Source organism: Tenacibaculum soleae (assembly GCF_001693415.1).
Taxonomy (GTDB): Bacteria; Bacteroidota; Bacteroidia; order Flavobacteriales; family Flavobacteriaceae; genus Polaribacter; species Polaribacter soleae.
This window is the reverse complement of sequence record NZ_MAKX01000013.1, coordinates 282,734-303,788: the sequence shown is the minus strand read 5'-3', so window position 1 is coordinate 303,788 and position 21,055 is coordinate 282,734. Positions and strand designations below refer to the sequence as shown.

The window sequence follows — 21,055 nt, the reverse complement described above, 5'->3', positions numbered from 1 at the left end:
CTATAATTAATATTATGTAAAATATCCCAGAATGTTCTCGTTCTACAATTATCTGTATTACTGGGGTCATTATAATTGGTGTTTTAGGTATTCGTGAGAATTTCATATTCTGTATAATGATTCAACATTTTCAAAATAAACGATTCTCAATAAACATTCGAACTATACATTTGTATCTATAATTAGACATTATGTCAAATTGCCTCTTGCCAAAATCGCTCATATTGTGTTTAAAATTTAAAGCTGAAAAAAACTTTAAATTTTAAACACAATTTTCCAACGCTTGCAACCGCATAAAAGCTCACATTTAGTTTCTTAATAAAGTATTCGTTGAATATGGAATTCTCGTTGTAATTTTTTTCAGGAACTTATCGATAAGCTATGCGCAAGAGTATAAAATTACTCTGAAAAGATAACTTCTATAATCTTAAAAATACAATTCTATATCAGTAAAATGACTCAAAACGCCTGGTTTTACTGCTATATTCTTATAAATTGTATTAGCTATTCTTTGCTTCAATTTATTTCCAACGGAGTTTCCGTAATCTTTACTAAATGCATAACCTAACCTTGTTTCATTTGGCTCTCCCAAACCAGATAATAAATAATCTGCTTGCCTAAATGATTTTTGTTTTACATTTTTAGTAAAACAGTTTATGGCTCATTCGCTATATTTTAGGAGATATTGTAACGGATTAATATTACTTGGAAATTACTTGTATAAAAGTATTATAATACAAACTAGATCGCTATTGGCCACTGGTCTTTTGTTGGGAATTTTTTATTTTCCCAAATTTTAATTTCTTCGCTAGTAAGTAAACAATTTTTTAATTTGGCAATAATTTTTTCTTTAGCTAAATGTTGACCTATAAAAACTAATTCTATTTTTCTATCTCCATATAATGTGTGCCATTCAGCTTCGATATTACTTTTATTATCACTAAATGTAGTATGACTCATTCGTTTTCCATAATCCATTGATGCCCACCAAACACCTGCAGAATCAACTTTGCAAGAACCTCCTGCTGAACTCCATATTAATGCTTGATTGGATCTTGAAGCCAGCCAAAACATCCCTTTACTTCTTATAATATTTTGAGGAAAACTTTGATTTAAATAGTTTAAAAAACGTACTGGGTGAAATGGTTTTTTACTTTTAAAAACAAATGAACTAATACCATATTCTTCAGTTTCAGGAACATGTTCACTCTCTAATTCTTTAATCCATCCTGCTGATGCTTCTGCTTTTTCGTAATTAAATAAACCCGTATTTATTACTTTATCTAATTTAACATTAGAATTTTGTGTAGCAATAATATGTGCTTCAGGATTTAGTTTGTGTATTATTGCTTTAAGTTCTTCAATGTTATCTTCAGATACTAAATCAGTTTTATTTAATAAAATTACATTAGCAAATTCTATTTGATCAGTTAACAGATTTACAATGGTTCTGTCATCACCTTCAATATTTGTTAACTTTCTTGTTGTTAAATAATCTGCACTTGAAAAATCTTTTAAAAAGTTAAAAGCATCAACTACTGTAACCATCGTATCAATATAACTAAATCTACTTAAATCGATAGTACGATCTTCACTTTCAAATGTAAATGTTTGTGCCACAGGAATAGGTTCACTAATACCAGTACTTTCAATTAAGAGATAATCAAATTTATTTTGTTTAGCTAATTGCTCTACCTCTACCATTAGGTCTTCACGAAGTGTACAACAAATGCAACCATTAGACATTTCTACTAATTTTTCTTCTGTTCTAGATAGTGTATTTTCATTTTCAAGAAATTGAGCATCAATATTAACTTCGCTCATATCGTTTACAATTACAGCTACCTTTAACCCTGCTTTGTTATGTAAAATGTGATTTAATAAAGTTGTTTTTCCGGCTCCTAAAAAACCACTTAAAACAGTTACTGGTAATTTTTTCATTTTATTTTAGATCGTTTGTTTGTGTTCATTTAACACACTTTTTACTATTTTTTTGAGTAATAAAGGCTCACTACTAGGCCCAATTGTTAATAATTTGGAACCAGTTATGGGTATTCCTCTAAAAGGTCTGATGGTTATATTGCCATCAGGTGTTCTTTCGAAATACGTATATACCTCTTCTTTACCTAATTGTACACAGCCTTTTACGCGTAATATGGTTTTTGGTATTTTTTTACAAATACTTTTTATAACCTCTTTACTTGGTAGAACAGGTAAATCTACAGAGCAAGAAGACCAATGTGATTTTAAATGATCTAATTTTTCTGGAATGTTATTAGAACTTGATAATTCTGGTAACCATGAAATATTGATTTGATCCATAGTAATAATTTTAGCAAAAGCATTATGTTCTTTTAACTCTTTAACTACCAACTCTTTTCTTACTTCAGAACAATTCTCTAGATGTGTTAGTACTATTAATGATGAAACTTGTACTTGATTTGTTTCTAAATCATTATGCTTTTCTCTTTTTTGCCAATTATTTACATCTACTACAGCAATTTGTATGGGAGGCAAAAACTGCTCATTTAAACCAACCCCCAGAAACTCCATTAAAGCACAAGCATCTGATGTTCCATTGGCTTCTATTAAAGTTATTCCTTTTTTACGTTTAGGTACTCTATTTACAACGTTTCTAAGTTCATTAATTCCACTACAACAAATACAGCTACCTGTAAGTGCTTTTATATTCTTTACATCAACTTGATTTAAAAACTGTTGTGCATCCATATTGGCATTTTCATAATCATTTAAGATGATAAAAGGGCTCCAACCATTTTCTAAAAAACTATTGGTCAAATATTTTAACAACGTTGTTTTGCCAGTCCCTAAAAATCCTACTATGGTAATAATTGCTTCCATGTTTTATTTCTATCTCGAAATAGTTGGTTTATTGCTAATGTTTTATCCCTCTAATTTATTTAGATGATTCATTTTTTCTATTAAATCACCTGTTATAGCAACCACTGCTGGCTTAGGAATATTATCACCATCAAAAGGCCATGTACTTGTTGGTTTTTTTAAAGATTTAGTTTGTTCTCCTGGATGTTGAACACTTAAAAACAAGGTTTTACCATCTGGTGAAAACCAAGGACCTGTAAGTTCTGCATCTGTTGGTGCAGAGGCAACACGAATTACTTTACCAGCATCTTTCCCTAATCTAGGAATAACAAATAAGCTGTTGTTTTTAAAGGGCATATAAGGTTTTTTACTTTTATTCATTGAACTTCCAGACATATCTGAAGTTATCCATAAGTTTCCTGCCATATCGAATGCTAGATTATCTGGGCATGAAAAACCATTTTCCTCGCCACCAGCTAAATATGTTGATGCATTAAAGGTTAAAGAATCAAAATCGCCATTAGTTTCTTCAATTTTTAAAATTGAGCCATGAAAATCCCCTTTGGGTTTGTTATTGGTTAAGGTTACAAAAATATGTCCCGTAATAGGATCTATTTCTATGTCTTCTGGTCTATTTAATTGGGTTGCACCTATAAGTTTAGCTGCTTCTCTTGCCCTGATCAAAACTTCGGTTTGATTTTTAAATGTTTCTTTTAAAATAGGTTGGTTTTCCCAATCTAAGGCTAACCAATTTCCGTTTATAGTATCAGCAACATATAAGGTTCCTTCTTTTAAAGAACTTGGTTTAGATGAGATAAATTTATATAGATGTTCATCATTTTTATCATCTGCTGTATAAGCAACTACTCTTTTATCTTCAAGTTCGTATAAAGTACAACATTCGTGTGCAAAACGACCTAAAGCAATGTGTTTTTGCGCTTTACCTTCTTTGGGGTTCACTTCTACTACCCAACCATAATGCTCTGGAGGGTAATTGTAAAATTTTTCCCAACCATAATCACTTTTTCTATGACTTTCTAGATTCTTTTTATCATATTCAATTTCTCCAAAAAAAGCATCATAGTTTTCCTCACAAGTAATAAAGGTTTTCCATGGAGTAATTCCGCCAGAACAGTTAGCCAATGTTCCTTTTACACTGGTTTTTCCTTTTATTGGAGAATCCCAATTTAAAGCAATATCAGTTTGTGCTGTAATTCTTCTGTTATGAGAATCGTTTTTAACCACTTGCCAAACTCCGTTTTCTTGTTTAATTCTTACAATGCTTCCACCAACATTATACATTTCTTTATCTACTTGCTCTTTGGTTTTTTCTTGTTGATTATGAAAATCAGAAACAAAAAGCGGATTAATGTATTCATGATTTACCCATAACAATCCATCTTTAGGATTATCTTCGTTAAAAGGAATAAAACAGGTATAATCATTATTAAAACCAAAAGTATCTGTGTTACTTATGGCATCTCCCCATTTTATAATGGTGTGATAATCTAAACCATTTGCTAATATTAAATCGTCTTTATCAGAAGCTGTAATCCCTTGTAAAATAAAGCTTTTAAGAATTTGAAATCTTTCTTTCGAAATTTTATTAAAACCCTTTGTTGGTGTAGTTGTATTACCACAACTCATTAAAAATTGAGGTAATACTAGCGATGTTAAACTAGCTTTACCTATAAATGAAATAAACTTTCTTCTATTGTAATCCATTTTAATTTATACTTAAAAATTATATTGGTAATATGATAATTTATAACTGTTTTTAATTGAAATGATGTTGTTGTAAGCATACTAAATCTGAATATATACTTGAGAACCTATTTTGATTTCTGTAATAAACTTTAGCCTCTATATTTATTGAATGCTAAGCTATTGTGTTTAAATGTAATTTAAAATCCTTTATTTTCTTATTTAAAAAATAGGACAATATTGCAAATTGACTATTACTGCTTTTAAATATTTTTTTTGATAGTTCTTTTTCTTTTCTTATTTCATTTTGAAAACTACTTAATGCTCCTATTTTAGAAAAATTGACTTTCCATAAGGCATCTAAAACGATCTTATTATCAATAGAAAGTACAAAGCAAAACTTTTGAATGTTATGTTTTTTAACAATTTGTTTTATATACTTCATTGTTTTGTCGTCATAAATAAAAGAATTGCCTAATGAGGTATAAAAATAATTTTGAGACCTAAACGTTTTGTTAATGGCATTTTCTAAATAATCAGTAGGACAAATAAGAAAAAAGCATTTTTGCATTTGTTTTATGAATTTTGAGTATAAGGAAAAGAAGAATGATGTACATCTATTTTTAGGGCATTATCTACTAACTTATATCCGAAAGTGTATTCAACCTTTGCTTCATTACCCTCTAAATCAGTAAAAAAATAATTACCCATTGCAATAGCACGTTTTTCCTCTAAAATTAGGTTAGAATTTTCAAATCTAACTTTTGTCCAAGGCTGTATTGCAAACCCTTTATCTTCTTTACAAACACGATTTTCTCCTGCAATAAAATAAGATGTTGCCTCAGGTTTAGTAGGTCTAAATTGTTCTATTTCGCATTTTGTAGGCTTAAAAGATACTACTCCTGTTTCGAAAGCATAATTTGAATCTAAAAACTCACTGGTAAATTTTTCACAGCTTTCTCTTTGCTCTTTAAGAGCACCAATTTTTACTACTCCATTTCCCCAATTCTTTTGTACTGCTTCTACTTGTTCTTTAGTTATCATTGTTTATATTTTTTGATTACTTATTATTTTTAAAAATTCATTTCTTTTTTCAGTATTATTAAAACAACCACCATACTCTAATGTAGTTGTAAAACTACTTTGATCTTTTATACCTCTTGATGAAACACATAAATGTTTGGCAGTAACCATAATAATTACATCTTTGGTGTCTAAAACCGTTTGTAAATCGTTTAAGATTTGAAGAACTAATCTTTCTTGAACTTGTGGACGTCGAGCATAATAATCTACTAAACGATTAATTTTTGATAAACCAATTACTTTATCTTTTGCTACATATGCTACATGTGCATGACCAATTATTGGTAAAAAATGATGTTCACAGGCAGAATCTATAGTGATATTTTGCTCTACAAGCATTTTTTTATAACCATACTTGTTTTCAAATGTTGAAAGCTTTGGTTTATTGGCTGGGTTTAATCCATAAAACAATTCTTTAATATACATTTTTGCAACACGATATGGAGTACCTGATAAACTATCATCTGTTAAATCAAGTCCAATTTCTTCCATTATCATTTTAAAATGATAAGCTATATTTTCTATTTTTTCATCATCAGTTTTTTTAAAAGCATTTGTACTTAAAGGTGTTTGTATGCTTGAATACATGTGATTATCTCCAACTAATTCTATTTGTTTTTTATTCATAATTTGTACAACATTTATCGTTTTTACATTGGCATTTTTTTTGATTATATAAATGCAATGCTACTAGTGTAAGAGCAGCTATATATTTATAAATTTCAGATAGATGAACGAACTCTATACTTTCATTAATAATTACTATCAATAATGCAGCCCAGCTTAACCATAAGCCAACTTTTATATAATTGTTTGTACTAACCTGCACTGAACGACGAATAGCTAAAAAAGAGAGAGCCAAAAAAATATAATCTATCCACCTCCACCACAAAGGCGTGACCTCACAACAAGTTGTAGAACAACTTTGTGCAATAAAAATAAATGGACTAATTACGCAATGCAGCATACATAATGTACTTGCTAATACACCTACATTATCTGGCTTTTGTAATGTTAAATTCATATTATAAATTTTACTTAATGCAACTAAGTTGCAAATATAATTTTTTTATTTGTTACTACAACTTAGTTGCGTTATATTTGTGTTATGGGAATTATTAGAAAAACAAAATCTGTTGAGGCAATACTTAATGAGTTTAATAATAGCTCTGCCGCTATTTCTGTAAAAAAATTATTAGAAAATCTTGATTTTAAATTTAATAAAACAACTATTTATCGAGTATTAGACAAGCTTGAAAACGATGGTGTTTTACATTCTTTTCTTGGTAAAAATGGATTAAAATGGTATGCAAAATGCATGGGATGTTCGGCAAATAAACATAATGATATTCATCCTCATTTTCAATGTTTAGATTGTGGAAAGGTAGACTGTATTCCTACAAGTGTTATAATGCCTAAAATACCAAACAGACAGGTTATAATTACTCAGTTATTAATTCAAGGTAAATGTGAAACATGTGTTGTTTAATTGAATTACGAAAGTAAATTTGATTATTTTTTAACGTTTGAAGAAATATTACAATAAAAAAATCTAGTTTTAATACTCTCTAAAAGAAAGTTTTATTTTTTACTTAAATAAATCTTTACGAACCTAAAAAACAGTTTCGTAAGGATTTATTAAATATTTTCTAAATAACTTTATTAATATTTAATATGACTTTAATAAAAATTAAAACAATTGCTGCATAAACTCAGTAATAGTTTTATCAAAATTTAAATATATAAGTGTTATTCCTATAGTGTCATAAATTCCGTGAATTAATACCAATAAAAGTAAATTATTTTTATTCTTATTAAATATTAATGATATTATAAATGACCATAAAAATACTGATACCACTCCAATTAATCCTTGATACGCATGTGATATTCCAAAGTAAAGTGACGTTATAAAAGCTGAGAACAACCATGTTTTATTGCTATTCCCAAACAACTCCGCCAAACCTTTCATGTAATATCCACGAAATATTAATTCCTCTCCAAAGGCTGCAAATACCCATACGATAACCATTAAAATAAGATAAGCAAAAAAATCTCCCCTGATATCATTTATAGACGACAGATCATAATAACCAAACCAATTTATAAGTATTGGATCTATTAAAAAGGTGAATACAGCAAACAGAATACTAGCAAAAATAAAACTCTTTAAAATAGTTTTTCCTGTTAGTTTTTGTTCTATTCCAAATTTTGACCAATCGAATTTACTTTTCTTTAAAATTAAAAAAACGATACCGAGCGGAAAGAAAAAGGTGAAATTTCGATCTATAAATCCAAATAATGACGCAATAAGCATTATTATAGTCACTGCGTAAGGTTTGTTTAAAAAATTGTATAATCTTGTTTTCATTTTTTTAATTATTTAAATTAATACTTATAACCAGCTTAACCCTAATCCTACATTAAATATTACTGCATCTCTATACACATCTCCATCTAAAAAGGCACGGCCAAGAACTAACTTAGACTGTAGGTTAAGTGCGAAGTTTTTCTTTTTGTAAATTTCGTAACCTGTACTTGCCATAACAGTACAACCAAAGTTCCAATCGTTATTTACATTGTCTTTAATATCATATAATGCTGGCGAATCTATAGCTAAACCAATTCCTCCATGAATCCACCAACGCTCTTTTACCCAATATTGTAGCGATGGAATAACACCTCCAAAGTTTCTATCATTATCCTGAAATTCATATATGTTTCCAGGCATAGAAACCGTAATAGCGAGTTTATCATTTAGCATGTAGCCAAATTTTAAATCTGGAAAAACGAACGTTCCTTGAACTTCGTCGAACGTTTGAATACCAGCACTATCTTCTATACTGATAATACCTCCACCCACTATAAATTCGAAGATAAAACCATCTCTTTGTGTTAATGTTTTCGAATTTGTGTTTTGTGCAAATGTTATACTTGATAATAATGCAAAGGCTACACAAGCCATTCTTAATAAAATTTGTTTTTTAATTGTTTTCATTTCTACTGATTTTTATTTTTTTAATTTTATCTTGATTCTAAAGGCCTTACTTTCTCAAACAAATCAATAATTAATTGCTGGTGTGCTGCTGGTGTAACCTCTCTAAAATACTTTAGTAAATCTTTACTTGTTGCGTATCTATTTGTGTTTATTTTTAGTTTACCATCAATAGTATTCCAATCTTCAAGAAAACGTTTCAATGCTTTGTTAACTTGCTTCTCTCCTATTGCTTTTTGAAATCGATACATTTTAATAGCGCCTTTTGCATAATATACATAGTCTTGATTTTCAACTAAAGTTAAAGGAGGCTCGTTAACCGATTCTCTATTTTGTCCGTTTTTATAATCTTCTTTTTGAACCTCTAAAAACTGAAGTAATTTTTCTTCGGAATATTCTTGTTTTAGCACCATCATCGCAGCGTATTGTGACAAGGTTTCTAAAATAAAATACTGTCCTTTTACATTTGCTGCTTCTACTTGCATAGCAAACCATTGATGCGCAATTTCATGTGCAGTAACATAAAATGCCATGTCTACATCTTTTTTATCATCTATATCTAACACAAAACCTATTGCTTCTGAAAATGGAATGGTACCAGGAAATGATTGTGCGTATTTTGAAAATCGAGGAAACTCCATAATACGCAATTGTTGGTATTGATACGGGCTAAAATTTTTGCTGTAATAGTTTAAAGATGCTTTCATAGAAGCCATCATTCTTTCGATATTATAACGATGTTTTTTATGATAATAAATTTCTAAATCTACTGGTTTTGAAGCATGCTGATTTGCCTTCCAAGTATCTTTTTTAATTTCATAAGTTGCCGAAACAATAGCATAAAAATTTATCATTGGTTGTTTCATTTTATAATGAAAATAGTTGCGATTATTTTCTGTCCATTGTTTTAATAAATTTCCAGGAACTAAGGCCGTTTGCTCTTTTGAGGTTCCTATAACCATTTCAAAATTTATACCATCAGAATCGCTACCATTTCTTGCATTTACAAGTTCATTAACATCCTCTCTTTCTGCCCTATTAAAACGAGCTGGCAAATTGTAATCTTTACGTTCATTTGTATCATTGAGTTCGTATTTTTTAGTATACCCAATGGTTGGTAAATCTGTATTATTAAAGAAAGTTCCATTTTTATTGATGTTTACATTTCCGTTTCCTGATTCAAAACCCTTTGTGATAAAACTTTGTTTGAAATACATTTTTACCGAATCTCCTGGTTTTAAAGCAGTATTCAATTTAAAAATTGAGTAATCAAACTTCTTGTATTGATTATCTGTTGTAAATCCACCCTCAAAAGAAACACTATCTAAAGTAATATTCCTTTCTAGAAGTTTTTGAATGTGAACAGACGAAATATCAACTTTATTGGTGTTTTTTAGTATAAAATAACCTTCTACAGTATAATCTTGCGTAGCAGGATACAGTTCTAATTGTAAGTTAACATCTACTATTTTTGGTTGAGGAATATATTCAAACTGCTTCAATTCTTTTTCGTAAGCAACTCTAAATTCAGTAGCTTTAGCATTAGTCCAATACGTATTTATAATATTCGTATTGTAAAAAATAAAACATCCAAGAGTTATAAATGTTATTAAAACGATACTTGCTAATTTAAAAAGTGGCTTACTTAGTCTGTATCTACTAGCTTTTATTCGTTTTAACAAATTGGTTTCTGTACCTCTTACAGTTACTAATGAGCCAATAACTAATAACAACAAGGCAAATAAAAACCAATATGATTTTATTATTAGATAGGGTTTTAATAAATGACCATAACCATTCATATCTGAATACGTTCCTAAAGTGCTACCACCAAAGAAATATAAATCGTGGTTGTACCCTAATAAGCCCATAGCTACATTGATAATAAAGTATACAACAACCAGCATAATACCTACAAACTTATTGTTTATAACAGATTGTATAAAAAAAGCAATACAGGTGTACAATGCTAAAAATGGTAAAATCTCTACAAAGAAGCCAGTAAAATAAACCTGAAATTCATAGTTATAATAACCACATGATGTTTGAAAAATAATTCCTGATATTATTAATGCGAACATCAACACTATGTAAATTAAATTCAGTCCAATATACTTACCCAATAGCTGTATAAAGCTAGACACTGGTGTTGCGTCATAAATTAAATCTAGTTTTGCTCCTCGTTCTTTCCAAACCAATTCTCCTGAATAAAAGACTAAAATGGCAATAAAGAAAAACATAGAAGTTTCTTTTAGTTCTTCTACAATAAAATAGGTTGTTGGTAAACTATCTACCCCATAAACTGTACCTAAGTTTACAGAATTAATTAGGATGATAACCATGCCGCAAATAACAATTCCCCAAAACGATGATTGCTTACAAATACTGATAAAATAAAACCATGTAAATTGTTTTAATTGTGTCAATTTTGATAATAAACCGTATTCCTTTTTAGCTTCAGGAATTACTACACCAATCACTTTATTAGTGTTTTTAATAACTAATTTTTGATTTTTCTTTGATTTCTTTTCTCTAACCACATTGAAATTGAATTTTTTATAGCCATAAATTAGCGATAGAACTCCAAGAGATATCCAAAACAGTTTATTATAAAGAAGTACGTTAAAAACAGGAATGCTTTGTGTGATTTTGTCTACAGCAGGCCAAGATTCAGTAGCAAAGCTCATTGTAGTTAATGAAAATGGGTCTAAAATGGCTTGCCAAAAATCATTAGTAATGGCTTTGGTAAGCATAAAAATCACAAACACAAAAATACCTTGCGTGTACACAACTACTAAGTTTCTAGTTAAAGCACCAGTTACAAAAAATAATGCAGCACCAAAAAACAAGCTTGGTAAGGTGATCATTAAAAATGTTTTTACATATATAAATGCATTAAATGCTAATAAATCATCAGGATTGTGCCACGGCATTAATTCACCTAGCATCATTCCAAATAAAATTCCTGTAAAAGCAAAAAATAGCACTGTAAAAGCCCCTAAAAATCTTCCTAATAAATAATCTTTTTTTTTGATTGGGGTTATAAAAATTAAAGATTCGATATTGTATTCAAAATCTCTTAATACAGAAACACCCATAATCATAGAAGCTAAAATCATAAATAAACCTGTAATAGCTCCCATTGTTTTGGCAATGACTAATGGTGAGTTTTTTTTCATAAGTCCCATATCAGAACCTTGAAAAATAAAGTCTACACCAACAATAGAGAACAGCAAAAGAAATAAGAAAAACACATAGGTATCAGGTCGTTTTATTCGATATTGTAACTCGAATTTAAAAATATTATACCACATAATTAGTTAGATTTAGCGTTTGTATTATTAAATATTTCAGAGAAATACACGTCTTCTAATTCTGCTTTTATTAGCGTAAATCCATCTCCTGGATTCACATCACTTAAAATATGAATGGTTGGTTTTCCTAAAAATAACTTCTCACTAATTACTTGGTAATATTGTTTATAGCTGTTTAACTCTTTTTTATGAATTGTTTTTTTATAGACTTTACCTTTTAAATCTTCAAGTATTTGTAAAGGGTTACCTTGTAAACACACTTGTCCTTTATTGATAATCGCCATATTTGTACAAAGTTCTTTAACATCATCTACAATATGAGTAGATAAAATGACTGCGGTTTTTTCTCCTAATTCACTTAATAAATTGTAAAATCGGTTGCGCTCTACAGGATCTAATCCTGCGGTTGGTTCATCAACAATTAATAATTTTGGATCGTTTAATAAAGCTTGTGCAATACCAAAACGCTGTTTCATTCCGCCAGAAAAGCCTTTTAAATTTTGTTTTCTAACTTCGTATAAATTGGTTTTATGCAAAAGCGCATCAACTAAGTTTTTACGTTCGCCTTTATTTGTAATTCCCTTTAGAACCGCAAAATGATTCAATAAAACTCCAGCAGATATTTTAGGATACAACCCAAACTGTTGTGGTAAATATCCTAACACTTGCCTTAATTCGTTTTTTTGCTTAAACACATCTATATTTCCAAGTGTTATAGAGCCTTTATCCGCTTCTTGTAAAGTTGCAATGGTTCTCATTAAAGTAGATTTTCCTGCTCCATTTGGTCCTAATAAGCCAAACATTCCTGCAGGAATTTCTAACGAAATATTTTGCAATGCTTTTACTCCATTTGAATAAGTTTTTGATAGATTGTTTATAATGAGTTCCATATTGTTTGTTTTTAGTTAGTTAATCTTATTATATATGATAATTAGTTGTTTATTTTTTGATTGGTAATATTTCACCTGAAAGTGTTCCTCGTACAAATTCTCCAGACTGCCAGAAGAGTATTTCTCCTGCATTTCCACTTTTCATATTCGCATCTATCACTATAACTTTTCCGTTATAACGTGTTTCAATGTTTCGATGAGTAGTGTGTCCAACAACAATATTTTTAATATTGAAATAAGCTAGTAAATCATCTATTTGCTGAGTTGTTGCAATTTTTCCCTGAAAATATCCTCTGTAATAAATAGGCCCATTTCCACGATGTAAATAGTTACCTATTTTATTTCGTTTTTCGGATAATTCACTTTCAACCAATTGTTTTTTGAATTGACTATTAATATCTTTCATTGATAAGCCTTTCGTTATTAACTCAGGATGTAAACCACCGTGTGTAAATAAAATGTCATTTACTTTAATTAAAACAGGGCGAGTACGCAACCAGTCTCCTAATACAGTTCCTTTATTAAAAAGTGTGTTGAATGGCTTTTCTAAAATCTTACCAACTTCTTTATACTTTGGATGTACAGAACGTAAATTTCCATTAAGCACCATAACGTCATGATTACCAAGTAAAATGTGAAGTTTTCCGCCTTTTGCTTCAGCTTGTTTTTCTAAGTTATATAAAAACCATAATACCTCTGTAACTTGAGATCCTTTATCAAACATATCACCAGCAACTATAAAATGCCCGTTTCCAAAAGTCCATTTATTCTTTTTGTTGATAACACCATTATTCCTTAAAAGCTTTATAAATGTATCATACTGACCGTGAATGTCACTCACTGCTCCAATTTTAAAATCCCCAGTATATTCAAGTTTCTTTACTTCTTTAGGAGTAGTATTCCAAAGTGTCGCTTTAGTTCCTTTGTATTCTATAACCTGAGAATTTGTATAATTAATTTCTTCAGTGTATTTTTTCCCTTTATTTATCCAAGTTGCCGTACGACCCGTTTTGGTTTGTGTTACATAAGGACCATCAGTAATTCCTTCATATGGAATATGAAGCACATCTAATATTACTTTGATGTTTTCTTCTTTAGCTAAATCGATGGCAGAATAGTTATCTTGAATTTTTATACTTGGATCACCGCCATTATCAACTAACAATTGAAGTGCTTTTACATCTCTTCCTTTAATAGCAAATATTATTGCCGATTGTTTTTCTTTAGTTATAAGGTTTACATTCGCCTTTTTAGTAATAAGCATTTTTGCAATTGTATAATTCTGATACGCAACAGCATACATAAGTGGCGTTAATCCATCTGTTATTAAATTTGGATTAGCTCCATTATTTAATAAATATGTTGCAATTGTATGAGACCTGTCGTTTTTTATAGCAGCGAATAATAAGGTTTGTCCGTTGCCATAAAGAGCATTAACATCATTGCCTTTAGATAAAAATGTTTTTATTGCTTCAATATTTCCTAAGGCAATTTCTTGTTGAATATCAACTTTACCATTGGCTGAAGATTTACCAAATCGTTTTCTTAGTTGTTTCTGAGTTAATTCTCGTGCCATATTAAGCACTAATTTTTTACCACTTTGTGTTATAAATATTCCGTTTATTCCAGATTTAGAAATTAAACCAGAATACTTACCTTGTGAGTGAATAGAAAAACTAATTTTTGTGTTTGCTATTACAAGATTTTGCATCGGAATTGTAGCAATTCCTTTTGAGGCAGGTCCCATAAAGCCAATAAGTTTATCTTTTTTTAAAGTTTCGAATCGCCAAACAATTCCAATAACCTTTTCCTCATTAACCTCTAAATTGCCTTCCCATTTTCCTTCTAAATGATTATTTGTTTTATTATTTATTATAGGTTCTTGTACTGATATATTAGAGTTAAATACTAATAGTATTATCAGTGAGTGCATAAAATTTAAAAATTGTGGCATTTTAATAGGTTTTAAATGATAAGTGATTTAATATGTGTCTATATTTATTAAGAATTGTTTAAATAGACCTTATCTGAAACGTCTCTTCGAGTTCCATTTAAAGCTAACTGTTTTTTGATTCTTTCTTATTTTTGTAATAGTATTTAGAGTTCTCATAATTATTGTTTTAGTATTAATTCTCAGTAAACTTATAAGGTTTTTCAACTGTGAAAAAGAACTAGGGATGTACAGCATTGTAAACGCTTTACAAATATTTTTAATAAGTATTAACGCACTTTATCCCACTTTAAAAAGAATTTGTACCTAGCAGCACATTGTTTGTCAACTAATTTGTAGAAGGAAGTATATTTAATTAATATTGATCCATGAAGTTGAAAATATCAAATACTAAAAAGAAAATTATAACACGTATTTATAAAATTACGCTTGTTTTAATAGCTGCAATCCTAATCATTTTTAATGATACTGTTGGTAAATCAGAAGAGTTGTCAGAATTTGTGGCATTTTATTTTATCATTGTATTTATGACCATTGCATATTGGTTTTTTAAACAAATTAGATTGATTATCAGGTTAAAGAATGAAAAAGCGAAAACAGAATTACTGCATTTAAAAAGTCAAGTAAATCCGCATTTCTTTTTTAACACTTTAAATAATTTATATGGATTGATGGAGAAAGATTCTAAAGAAAGGCAGATGGTTTTAAAGCTTTCTGATATGATGCGCTATAGTATTTATGAAGGTCAAAAAGATTGGGTAAGTTTAGAAAACGAATTGAATTACTTACAAAACTACATTGAGTTGCAAGAAATTCGTTATCATAAAAAATCGGATGTTCAGTTCACACATCAAGTTAACAATCCGCAAGCGAAAATTATGCCTTTACTTTTTATAATTCTTTTAGAAAATGCATATAAACACGGTTTAGAGAATTTAGCAGAAAACGCTTATATTCACATGAACTTAACCGAAAGTGAGCACAAAGTTAATTTTGAAATTGAAAATAATTTTGAAACTACACAAAACTCCAACCATGAAGGCATTGGTTTGGTAAATTTAAAAAGAAGATTGGCATTGGTATACCCCAAAAAACATACACTTTCTTTTGATTTTGATACCAATACATATAAAGTTAAACTATCTATAAAATTAAAATAATGCGCTATTTAATTATTGATGATGAACACATTGCTCATAAAATTATTATGGAATATTGTGAAATGCTTCCTCATTTAGAGTTACAAAAAAACTGTTACAATGCTTTAGAGGCTCTTGAATATTTGAATACCCACACGGTAGATTTAATTTTTTTAGATTTAAACATGCCAAAACTTAAAGGCTTCGACTTTTTAAAAATACTTTCGTCTCCACCAAAAGTTATAGTTACTACGGCTTATAGTGAGTTTGCACTTGAGGGGTTTGAGTTAAGTGTTTCTGACTACTTGTTAAAACCATTTAGTTTTGAACGTTTTTTAAAAGCTGTAAATAAAGTTAAAGACGTAACAAATGTTGTGCAAAAACAAGTTTTAGAAGAGATAAGTACATCAGAAAAACGTATCTTTTTACGTCAAAACAAGTCATATTTACAAGTAGAAATTGATGTTATTTTATTTATTGAAGCTTCCGGAAATTACACTAAAGTTATTACTAAAGATGAAACCATAACCATTCGAGAAAAAGTATCTGATCTTTTAGAATCATTACCTAATAATGATTTTATTCAGGTTCACAAATCTTTTGCCATTGCAACAAAGTATATTAAAAAAATTGAAGGCAATCGAATTCATATTGATAGTCATATCATTCCGATTGGTAAATTATACAAAGCCAATCTTAATAAAATATTAAAGTAATTATAAACTCCTTATTAAAAAAAATTATTTTTATCATATTTGTATAAGCTTTATTTGAGCAGTGGTTTTACTAAATAAAACACGAACGGCGAAATTCCTTCGGAATTTCGAAAGTGATCCAAAACCAGCAATAAATTATATACGGTGTTAGCTTTAATTTAAATGAAAATTGTGAAATACGAGAAAGAAATAAGAAATGAAAATTTAAAGGATTCTTATACAAAAGAAGACTTAATGAAAGAAAAATATTTAGTTTCTAAAGAAGGAAAAATTGAAATTTATTATGCTCCTTTTGACTACATAAATTTAGATGCATCAATAATAATTGTTGGAATTACTCCAGGTTGGTCACAGATGGAAAAATCTTTCAAAACTATAATAAAGGAAATGAAAGTGAATAATGACTTTTCATTAGCTTTGAAAAAGGTTAAATCTGAATGTAGTTTTGCTGGAAGTATGAGAAATAATCTAATTAAAATGTTAGATAAATTAGAATTAGAGAAAAAGTTGAATATCAAATCAACAAGTGAATTATTTGAGATTGAAAATAGTTTCTTACATTCTACTTCAATTATTAAATATCCAGTATTTAATAATGGAAAAAATTATACAGGTTCTACTCCTTCTCCTTTAAAATCTGAAATATTATGGAAACAGATAGAAAAATTATTTATTCCAGAAATATCAGAATTTAAAGGTAAACTTATAATTCCTTTGGGAAAAAGTGTAAGTGAAATACTTTTAAAAATACAATCTGAAAATAAATTGAATGGTAATTTTATTTTAAACGGTTTTCCTCATCCATCTGGAGCAAATGGACATAGAGCTAAACAATTTGAAACGAATAAAGAAAGTATGAAAGAAATAATTAAAGAGTGGAAGATAAAAAACTAAAGCTAACACCGTATATAATTTATTGCTGGCTTCTCGCCTACTTACGAAAGTCCTCGCGGACTTTCTTGGTCGGTAATTATTTACTAAATTAGGTGCTTAAACCATATACAAACACGTTAAGCAAAGTGTTTTTTTCTTTCTTCAATCCAATCGCCAATAAAAATTCTTATTCCTTTTGAAGATTGTTGCATATAATAAGTTCCGGCAATTTTCTCTTTTTCGGAAACATATTCATCTGTTTTTCTTATTCCACTTTCTACCGTATCAGGGCCAACAATTTTGACAGATGAATAAAAGTGTTGATTGCTTAGATGAACGTATCCGCTACCTGTATCATAGATTTGTTCAGTCCATTTAAATCCTTTGATTTCTTTTAAAAGTTCTACAAGTTTAACATCTCTTAATCTCTCTTTGTGATTTTTGTAATATTTCATTTTTCTAATTACACCACCTTTTCTAACTTTTTTTGCAAAGGTATTAACGTCAAATTCCGATTGTGTAGAAGCAAATAATCTCAAAAGACTATCTAAATTTAGTCTTACTAATGGAGCTGCTGCAATGTAATTATTATCATTGACCAATGTTATGTAACCTCGATTTAAATTAATTGTCCGATTTAAAATTGAATGACAATAAAAAGTAAATTCCGTCATTCCATTCACTTCTATTAAATCTTTTCCAATCTCAATGAGTTTAGAGTCCTCATTTTTTAATTCAATTAATAAATTATCTAATTCTTCGGTCATTTTTTACATTTTGCCAAACTGTTTTATTTTGCTTTTTTTTTCTACTATAATTTTTACTAGCTAAAAAAACAAATCATAAGTCTTTATTTATCATCAATAATAAAATATAAATTTTAGATAAACTAACTGCTTTAATTTTATATAATTAAATCAAAGTTAAGTTGTTTTTTAGATAAAACTCTCGAAAACTATATAGTTTTCGAGAGTTTACTTTTTGTAAATTAGCTTTCTACTAAAGTTTTACTTCTTTTTTACTATTGTCTTTCTTACCTATTGATAATATATTTGCAAATAATTTATACGCTCCAGAAACACCCGCTGGTAGTTCTCTAAAAAAACTTAAACCTGTATATATATAGTTACCCTTACCATATTTAGCGACTAACAAACTTCCTTTTTTGGCTGACTCTCCTTTATCACTCATTGATAAAATCGGTGTGTATTCCTTACTCCATTGATTCGGAAAATACAATCCACGCTCCTGCACCCAACCATTAAAGTCTGTCGTTGAAATTTTATTAGGATAATTTAAAATTGGATGTTCTTTTGCTAATAAAGAAACTTTCGCATTTTCATCTGTAACTCTATCTCTCGATAATTTTAATTCAAATGGTGCTTTTACATCTACTCTTCTATTTGTATTATATTGTACAATCATATTTCCACCATTTTTTACATAAGCTAACAAGTGTTTTTGTTTAAATTGTAATTCTGGTAAAGTATTGTATGCACGAATTCCTACAACTACAGCATCAAATTCCTGTAAATTTTTATCGTTGATATCTTTAGGATTTATTTCTATTACCTTATATCCTATTTGACGTAAGCTTTCAGGAATTGCGTCACCTGATCCTTGAATATAAGCAACCTTCTCACCTTTTTTCTTAATATCTAAACGAACTAACTTTGCTTGTGATGGCAATAAAATTGATTGTTTAGGTATATGATTGTAGTTAATTTCTACCAATTCTTTATCGTACGTTTTATCATCAATCGTTGCAACTGCTTTTAAAATTCCTTCAGATTGATTTTTAGAGGGGGTAACTTTAAAATCTACAACCTGTTTATCCCCCTTTTGTTTGATATTAAAATTTGCTATTTTAGGAGATACTTCCCATCCGTTAGGAACTTGTAAAGCAACGGTTCCGCTTACATTTTTATCTCCAGAACGAACTTCTAATGATACTTTTTGCGACACATCATCAGAAAAAATAATAATTTTACTTTTTAATTTTGTTGTTACTTTTGGTAACACTTCAAACGGTTCGTAAATTTCTCCTTTATCTCTTTTAGAAAATCGATGTACAACAGGTATTGTGTATGAAATTGATGTACTACCTATTATTAAATTATATTGTATATTAATTGGTCGTGAACTTTCTGGACTCCCTATTAAAGCTTGATTTTTAACGGTATACATTCCTAACCCCCAAGGTTCTGTTAACCAATAAGGTGACGAATAATTAACGTTTTTAATTGCAATACTTTCTTTAAAGTTTTGTTTAGAATTTGGTACTAAATCTAATTCTTTTAAAATCGTTTTTTTACTAGGTAATATTTTAATAGATGCTAATTCAATTACTTGTTTACTTCTGTTTAAAACCTCAAAATTAACCTCAAAATTACTATTTGGTATTGTGCTAGATGAAGTTGCCGAAGCTTCTAAATACAGCCCTGCACTAGCTTTTATAATTTCTTTAATTTCTTTAGTTTTTATTCTCTTCCAGTGTTCGTCTTTTAAATTCTGAACTAATTCATAAGCCTTCACTAATTCTGGTAAATGCTTTTCCGGATTTACAAAATCAAAATTTTGTTCAATTTTATATAAAATAGCTCCAATTTCTCCACCTCCTACTACTCTATTCCATGTGGTATTGATTCCTGAAAAAATATCTTTTTTATCTTTCGGAAAATCACCTTTTAAAAACTCAACATATTCTGTTTGACTTCCACGTGTTGTTAAACGCCCAAAACCCTGACATAAATGCTGGCTACTTGCCATTGAAGCCAATTCATTATTTGATACACCTTTTAACGGATAATAAGTTCCGATATCAAAACTTAACATATTACTCTTGTCCGCTTTTTTAAATTTTTCTTGACTACCGTAAAACCACCAAGAGGTATTAAAAAATAATCGTTTTGGTTGCCAAATGCTTGTGTTTTTAAGTTGATTTGTATACTTTGTTTTATCATTTGCTAAATCAAAAGCTTCTACACTTAACATTGCTGATGATGTATGATGCCCGTGCGTTGTACCAGGTGTTCTATGATTAAAACGATTTATAATTACATCAGGCTTAAAGGTTCTAATTGCCCAAACTACATCGGCCAATACTTGTTCTTTATCCCAAATTTTTAACGTTTCATCAGGGTGTTTAGAGTAACCAAAATCATTAGCTCTAGAAAAGCGTTGTTCACCTCCGTCTACCTTTCTGGCTGCTAGTAACTCTTGTGTTCTTATTACACCTAATAATTCGCGCATTTCTGAGCCAATTAAATTTTGTCCTCCATCACCACGAGTTAATGATAAATAACCTGTTCTTGCTTTTTCATGATTTGCTAAATAAGCAATTAAACGTGTGTTTTCATCATCAGGATGCGCTGCAATGTATAAAGCAGAACCTAGAAAGTTTAATTTTTGAATTTTCTCAAAAATCTGATTAGAACTTAATTTATCAGGTTTTTGTGCAAATATTGATATTGATATCAATAAAAAAGATAAACTTAAAAGTGTTTTTTTATACATTTTAAATTATTTAGTTGATGTAATTTTAAATTT

At 29.1% G+C, this 21,055-nt stretch carries 18 protein-coding genes; 4 read left to right on the top strand and 14 right to left on the bottom strand.

Translation table 11 applies throughout. The features are described 5' to 3' along the window. Positions 1–741 precede the first annotated feature (741 nt). The 7 genes from BA195_RS11030 to BA195_RS11000 form a co-directional block, all read right to left on the bottom strand. On the bottom strand, positions 742–1,941 hold the full coding sequence (locus tag BA195_RS11030; RefSeq protein ID WP_068705436.1) for a GTP-binding protein: 1,200 nt from the start codon (positions 1,939–1,941) through the stop codon (positions 742–744). Between the two features lie 6 nt (positions 1,942–1,947). Continuing rightward, positions 1,948–2,862, bottom strand: a complete 915-nt coding sequence (locus tag BA195_RS11025) for a GTP-binding protein (RefSeq protein ID WP_068705434.1) — start codon at positions 2,860–2,862, stop codon at positions 1,948–1,950. 42 nt (positions 2,863–2,904) lie between these two features. After that, a complete protein-coding gene (locus BA195_RS11020; protein WP_068705432.1) occupies positions 2,905–4,566 on the bottom strand; it encodes a PhoX family protein in 1,662 nt (553 codons plus the stop codon). A 154-nt stretch (positions 4,567–4,720) separates the two neighbouring features. Further along, a complete protein-coding gene (locus BA195_RS11015; protein WP_068705430.1) occupies positions 4,721–5,116 on the bottom strand; it encodes a hypothetical protein in 396 nt (131 codons plus the stop codon). A 5-nt stretch (positions 5,117–5,121) separates the two neighbouring features. After that, positions 5,122–5,589 (bottom strand): hypothetical protein, encoded by a 468-nt coding sequence (locus BA195_RS11010; RefSeq protein ID WP_068705428.1) that lies wholly within the window; start codon positions 5,587–5,589, stop codon positions 5,122–5,124. 3 nt (positions 5,590–5,592) lie between these two features. Further along, complete coding sequence (folE, locus tag BA195_RS11005; protein ID WP_176714990.1) at positions 5,593–6,255, bottom strand: GTP cyclohydrolase I FolE; 663 nt, start codon at positions 6,253–6,255, stop codon at positions 5,593–5,595. Further along, the gene (locus tag BA195_RS11000) at positions 6,248–6,652 is read right to left on the bottom strand and encodes a MerC domain-containing protein (RefSeq protein ID WP_068705424.1); all 405 of its coding nucleotides are present in this window, start codon (positions 6,650–6,652) and stop codon (positions 6,248–6,250) included. The genes folE and BA195_RS11000 overlap by 8 nt, the downstream gene beginning before the upstream one ends. 84 nt (positions 6,653–6,736) lie before the next feature. Between BA195_RS11000 and BA195_RS10995 the strand changes: the two genes are divergently transcribed. Then, positions 6,737–7,117, top strand: a complete 381-nt coding sequence (locus BA195_RS10995) for a Fur family transcriptional regulator (RefSeq protein WP_068705422.1) — start codon at positions 6,737–6,739, stop codon at positions 7,115–7,117. Positions 7,118–7,318: 201 nt separating this feature from the next. Here the strand turns inward: BA195_RS10995 and BA195_RS10990 are convergent, their stop codons facing one another. From BA195_RS10990 to BA195_RS10970, 5 genes are read right to left on the bottom strand one after another with little or no spacing between them, the layout of a single operon-like run. After that, a complete protein-coding gene (locus BA195_RS10990) occupies positions 7,319–7,999 on the bottom strand; it encodes a CPBP family intramembrane glutamic endopeptidase (RefSeq protein WP_084443170.1) in 681 nt (226 codons plus the stop codon). A gap of 24 nt (positions 8,000–8,023) precedes the next feature. After that, positions 8,024–8,626, bottom strand: coding sequence for a hypothetical protein (locus BA195_RS10985; protein ID WP_068705418.1), 603 nt, complete (start codon positions 8,624–8,626; stop codon positions 8,024–8,026). A 26-nt stretch (positions 8,627–8,652) separates the two neighbouring features. Beyond that, a complete protein-coding gene (locus BA195_RS10980) occupies positions 8,653–11,937 on the bottom strand; it encodes an ABC transporter permease/M1 family aminopeptidase (protein ID WP_068705416.1) in 3,285 nt (1,094 codons plus the stop codon). 2 nt (positions 11,938–11,939) lie between these two features. Continuing rightward, positions 11,940–12,827, bottom strand: coding sequence for an ABC transporter ATP-binding protein (locus tag BA195_RS10975; protein ID WP_068705414.1), 888 nt, complete (start codon positions 12,825–12,827; stop codon positions 11,940–11,942). Between the two features lie 49 nt (positions 12,828–12,876). Next, positions 12,877–14,781 (bottom strand): ankyrin repeat domain-containing protein, encoded by a 1,905-nt coding sequence (locus BA195_RS10970; RefSeq protein ID WP_068705412.1) that lies wholly within the window; start codon positions 14,779–14,781, stop codon positions 12,877–12,879. Positions 14,782–15,146: 365 nt separating this feature from the next. Here BA195_RS10970 and BA195_RS10965 point away from each other — a divergent pair, with 365 nt between their 5' ends. From BA195_RS10965 to BA195_RS10955, 3 genes are all read left to right on the top strand, one after another. Then, the gene (locus BA195_RS10965; protein ID WP_068705410.1) at positions 15,147–15,938 is read left to right on the top strand and encodes a sensor histidine kinase; all 792 of its coding nucleotides are present in this window, start codon (positions 15,147–15,149) and stop codon (positions 15,936–15,938) included. After that, a complete protein-coding gene (locus BA195_RS10960) occupies positions 15,938–16,633 on the top strand; it encodes a LytR/AlgR family response regulator transcription factor (protein WP_338116849.1) in 696 nt (231 codons plus the stop codon). The genes BA195_RS10965 and BA195_RS10960 overlap by 1 nt, the downstream gene beginning before the upstream one ends. Before the next feature lie 171 nt (positions 16,634–16,804). Further along, complete coding sequence (locus tag BA195_RS10955) at positions 16,805–17,527, top strand: uracil-DNA glycosylase family protein (protein ID WP_176714989.1); 723 nt, start codon at positions 16,805–16,807, stop codon at positions 17,525–17,527. A 116-nt stretch (positions 17,528–17,643) separates the two neighbouring features. Here BA195_RS10955 and BA195_RS10950 read toward each other — a convergent pair whose 3' ends face one another. Together BA195_RS10950 and BA195_RS10945 are read right to left on the bottom strand one after the other, a co-directional pair. Next, positions 17,644–18,273 (bottom strand): hypothetical protein, encoded by a 630-nt coding sequence (locus BA195_RS10950; RefSeq protein ID WP_068705405.1) that lies wholly within the window; start codon positions 18,271–18,273, stop codon positions 17,644–17,646. Between the two features lie 232 nt (positions 18,274–18,505). Next, positions 18,506–21,022: a PIG-L family deacetylase gene (locus tag BA195_RS10945; protein ID WP_068705403.1), complete on the bottom strand. Its 2,517-nt coding sequence runs from the start codon at positions 21,020–21,022 to the stop codon at positions 18,506–18,508. Positions 21,023–21,055 lie beyond the last annotated feature (33 nt).

Bases quoted from the DNA above. Each gene is read 5' to 3' on its own strand.
- BA195_RS11030 (WP_068705436.1), bottom strand. From the start codon at position 1,941: ATGAAAAAATTACCAGTAACTGTTTTAAGTGGTTTTTTAGGAGCCGGA.
- BA195_RS11025 (WP_068705434.1), bottom strand. From the start codon at position 2,862: ATGGAAGCAATTATTACCATAGTAGGATTTTTAGGGACTGGCAAAACA.
- BA195_RS11020 (WP_068705432.1), bottom strand. From the start codon at position 4,566: ATGGATTACAATAGAAGAAAGTTTATTTCATTTATAGGTAAAGCTAGT.
- BA195_RS11015 (WP_068705430.1), bottom strand. From the start codon at position 5,116: ATGCAAAAATGCTTTTTTCTTATTTGTCCTACTGATTATTTAGAAAAT.
- BA195_RS11010 (WP_068705428.1), bottom strand. From the start codon at position 5,589: ATGATAACTAAAGAACAAGTAGAAGCAGTACAAAAGAATTGGGGAAAT.
- folE (WP_176714990.1), bottom strand. From the start codon at position 6,255: ATGAATAAAAAACAAATAGAATTAGTTGGAGATAATCACATGTATTCA.
- BA195_RS11000 (WP_068705424.1), bottom strand. From the start codon at position 6,652: ATGAATTTAACATTACAAAAGCCAGATAATGTAGGTGTATTAGCAAGT.
- BA195_RS10995 (WP_068705422.1), top strand. From the start codon at position 6,737: ATGGGAATTATTAGAAAAACAAAATCTGTTGAGGCAATACTTAATGAG.
- BA195_RS10990 (WP_084443170.1), bottom strand. From the start codon at position 7,999: ATGAAAACAAGATTATACAATTTTTTAAACAAACCTTACGCAGTGACT.
- BA195_RS10985 (WP_068705418.1), bottom strand. From the start codon at position 8,626: ATGAAAACAATTAAAAAACAAATTTTATTAAGAATGGCTTGTGTAGCC.
- BA195_RS10980 (WP_068705416.1), bottom strand. From the start codon at position 11,937: ATGTGGTATAATATTTTTAAATTCGAGTTACAATATCGAATAAAACGA.
- BA195_RS10975 (WP_068705414.1), bottom strand. From the start codon at position 12,827: ATGGAACTCATTATAAACAATCTATCAAAAACTTATTCAAATGGAGTA.
- BA195_RS10970 (WP_068705412.1), bottom strand. From the start codon at position 14,781: ATGCCACAATTTTTAAATTTTATGCACTCACTGATAATACTATTAGTA.
- BA195_RS10965 (WP_068705410.1), top strand. From the start codon at position 15,147: ATGAAGTTGAAAATATCAAATACTAAAAAGAAAATTATAACACGTATT.
- BA195_RS10960 (WP_338116849.1), top strand. From the start codon at position 15,938: ATGCGCTATTTAATTATTGATGATGAACACATTGCTCATAAAATTATT.
- BA195_RS10950 (WP_068705405.1), bottom strand. From the start codon at position 18,273: ATGACCGAAGAATTAGATAATTTATTAATTGAATTAAAAAATGAGGAC.
- BA195_RS10945 (WP_068705403.1), bottom strand. From the start codon at position 21,022: ATGTATAAAAAAACACTTTTAAGTTTATCTTTTTTATTGATATCAATA.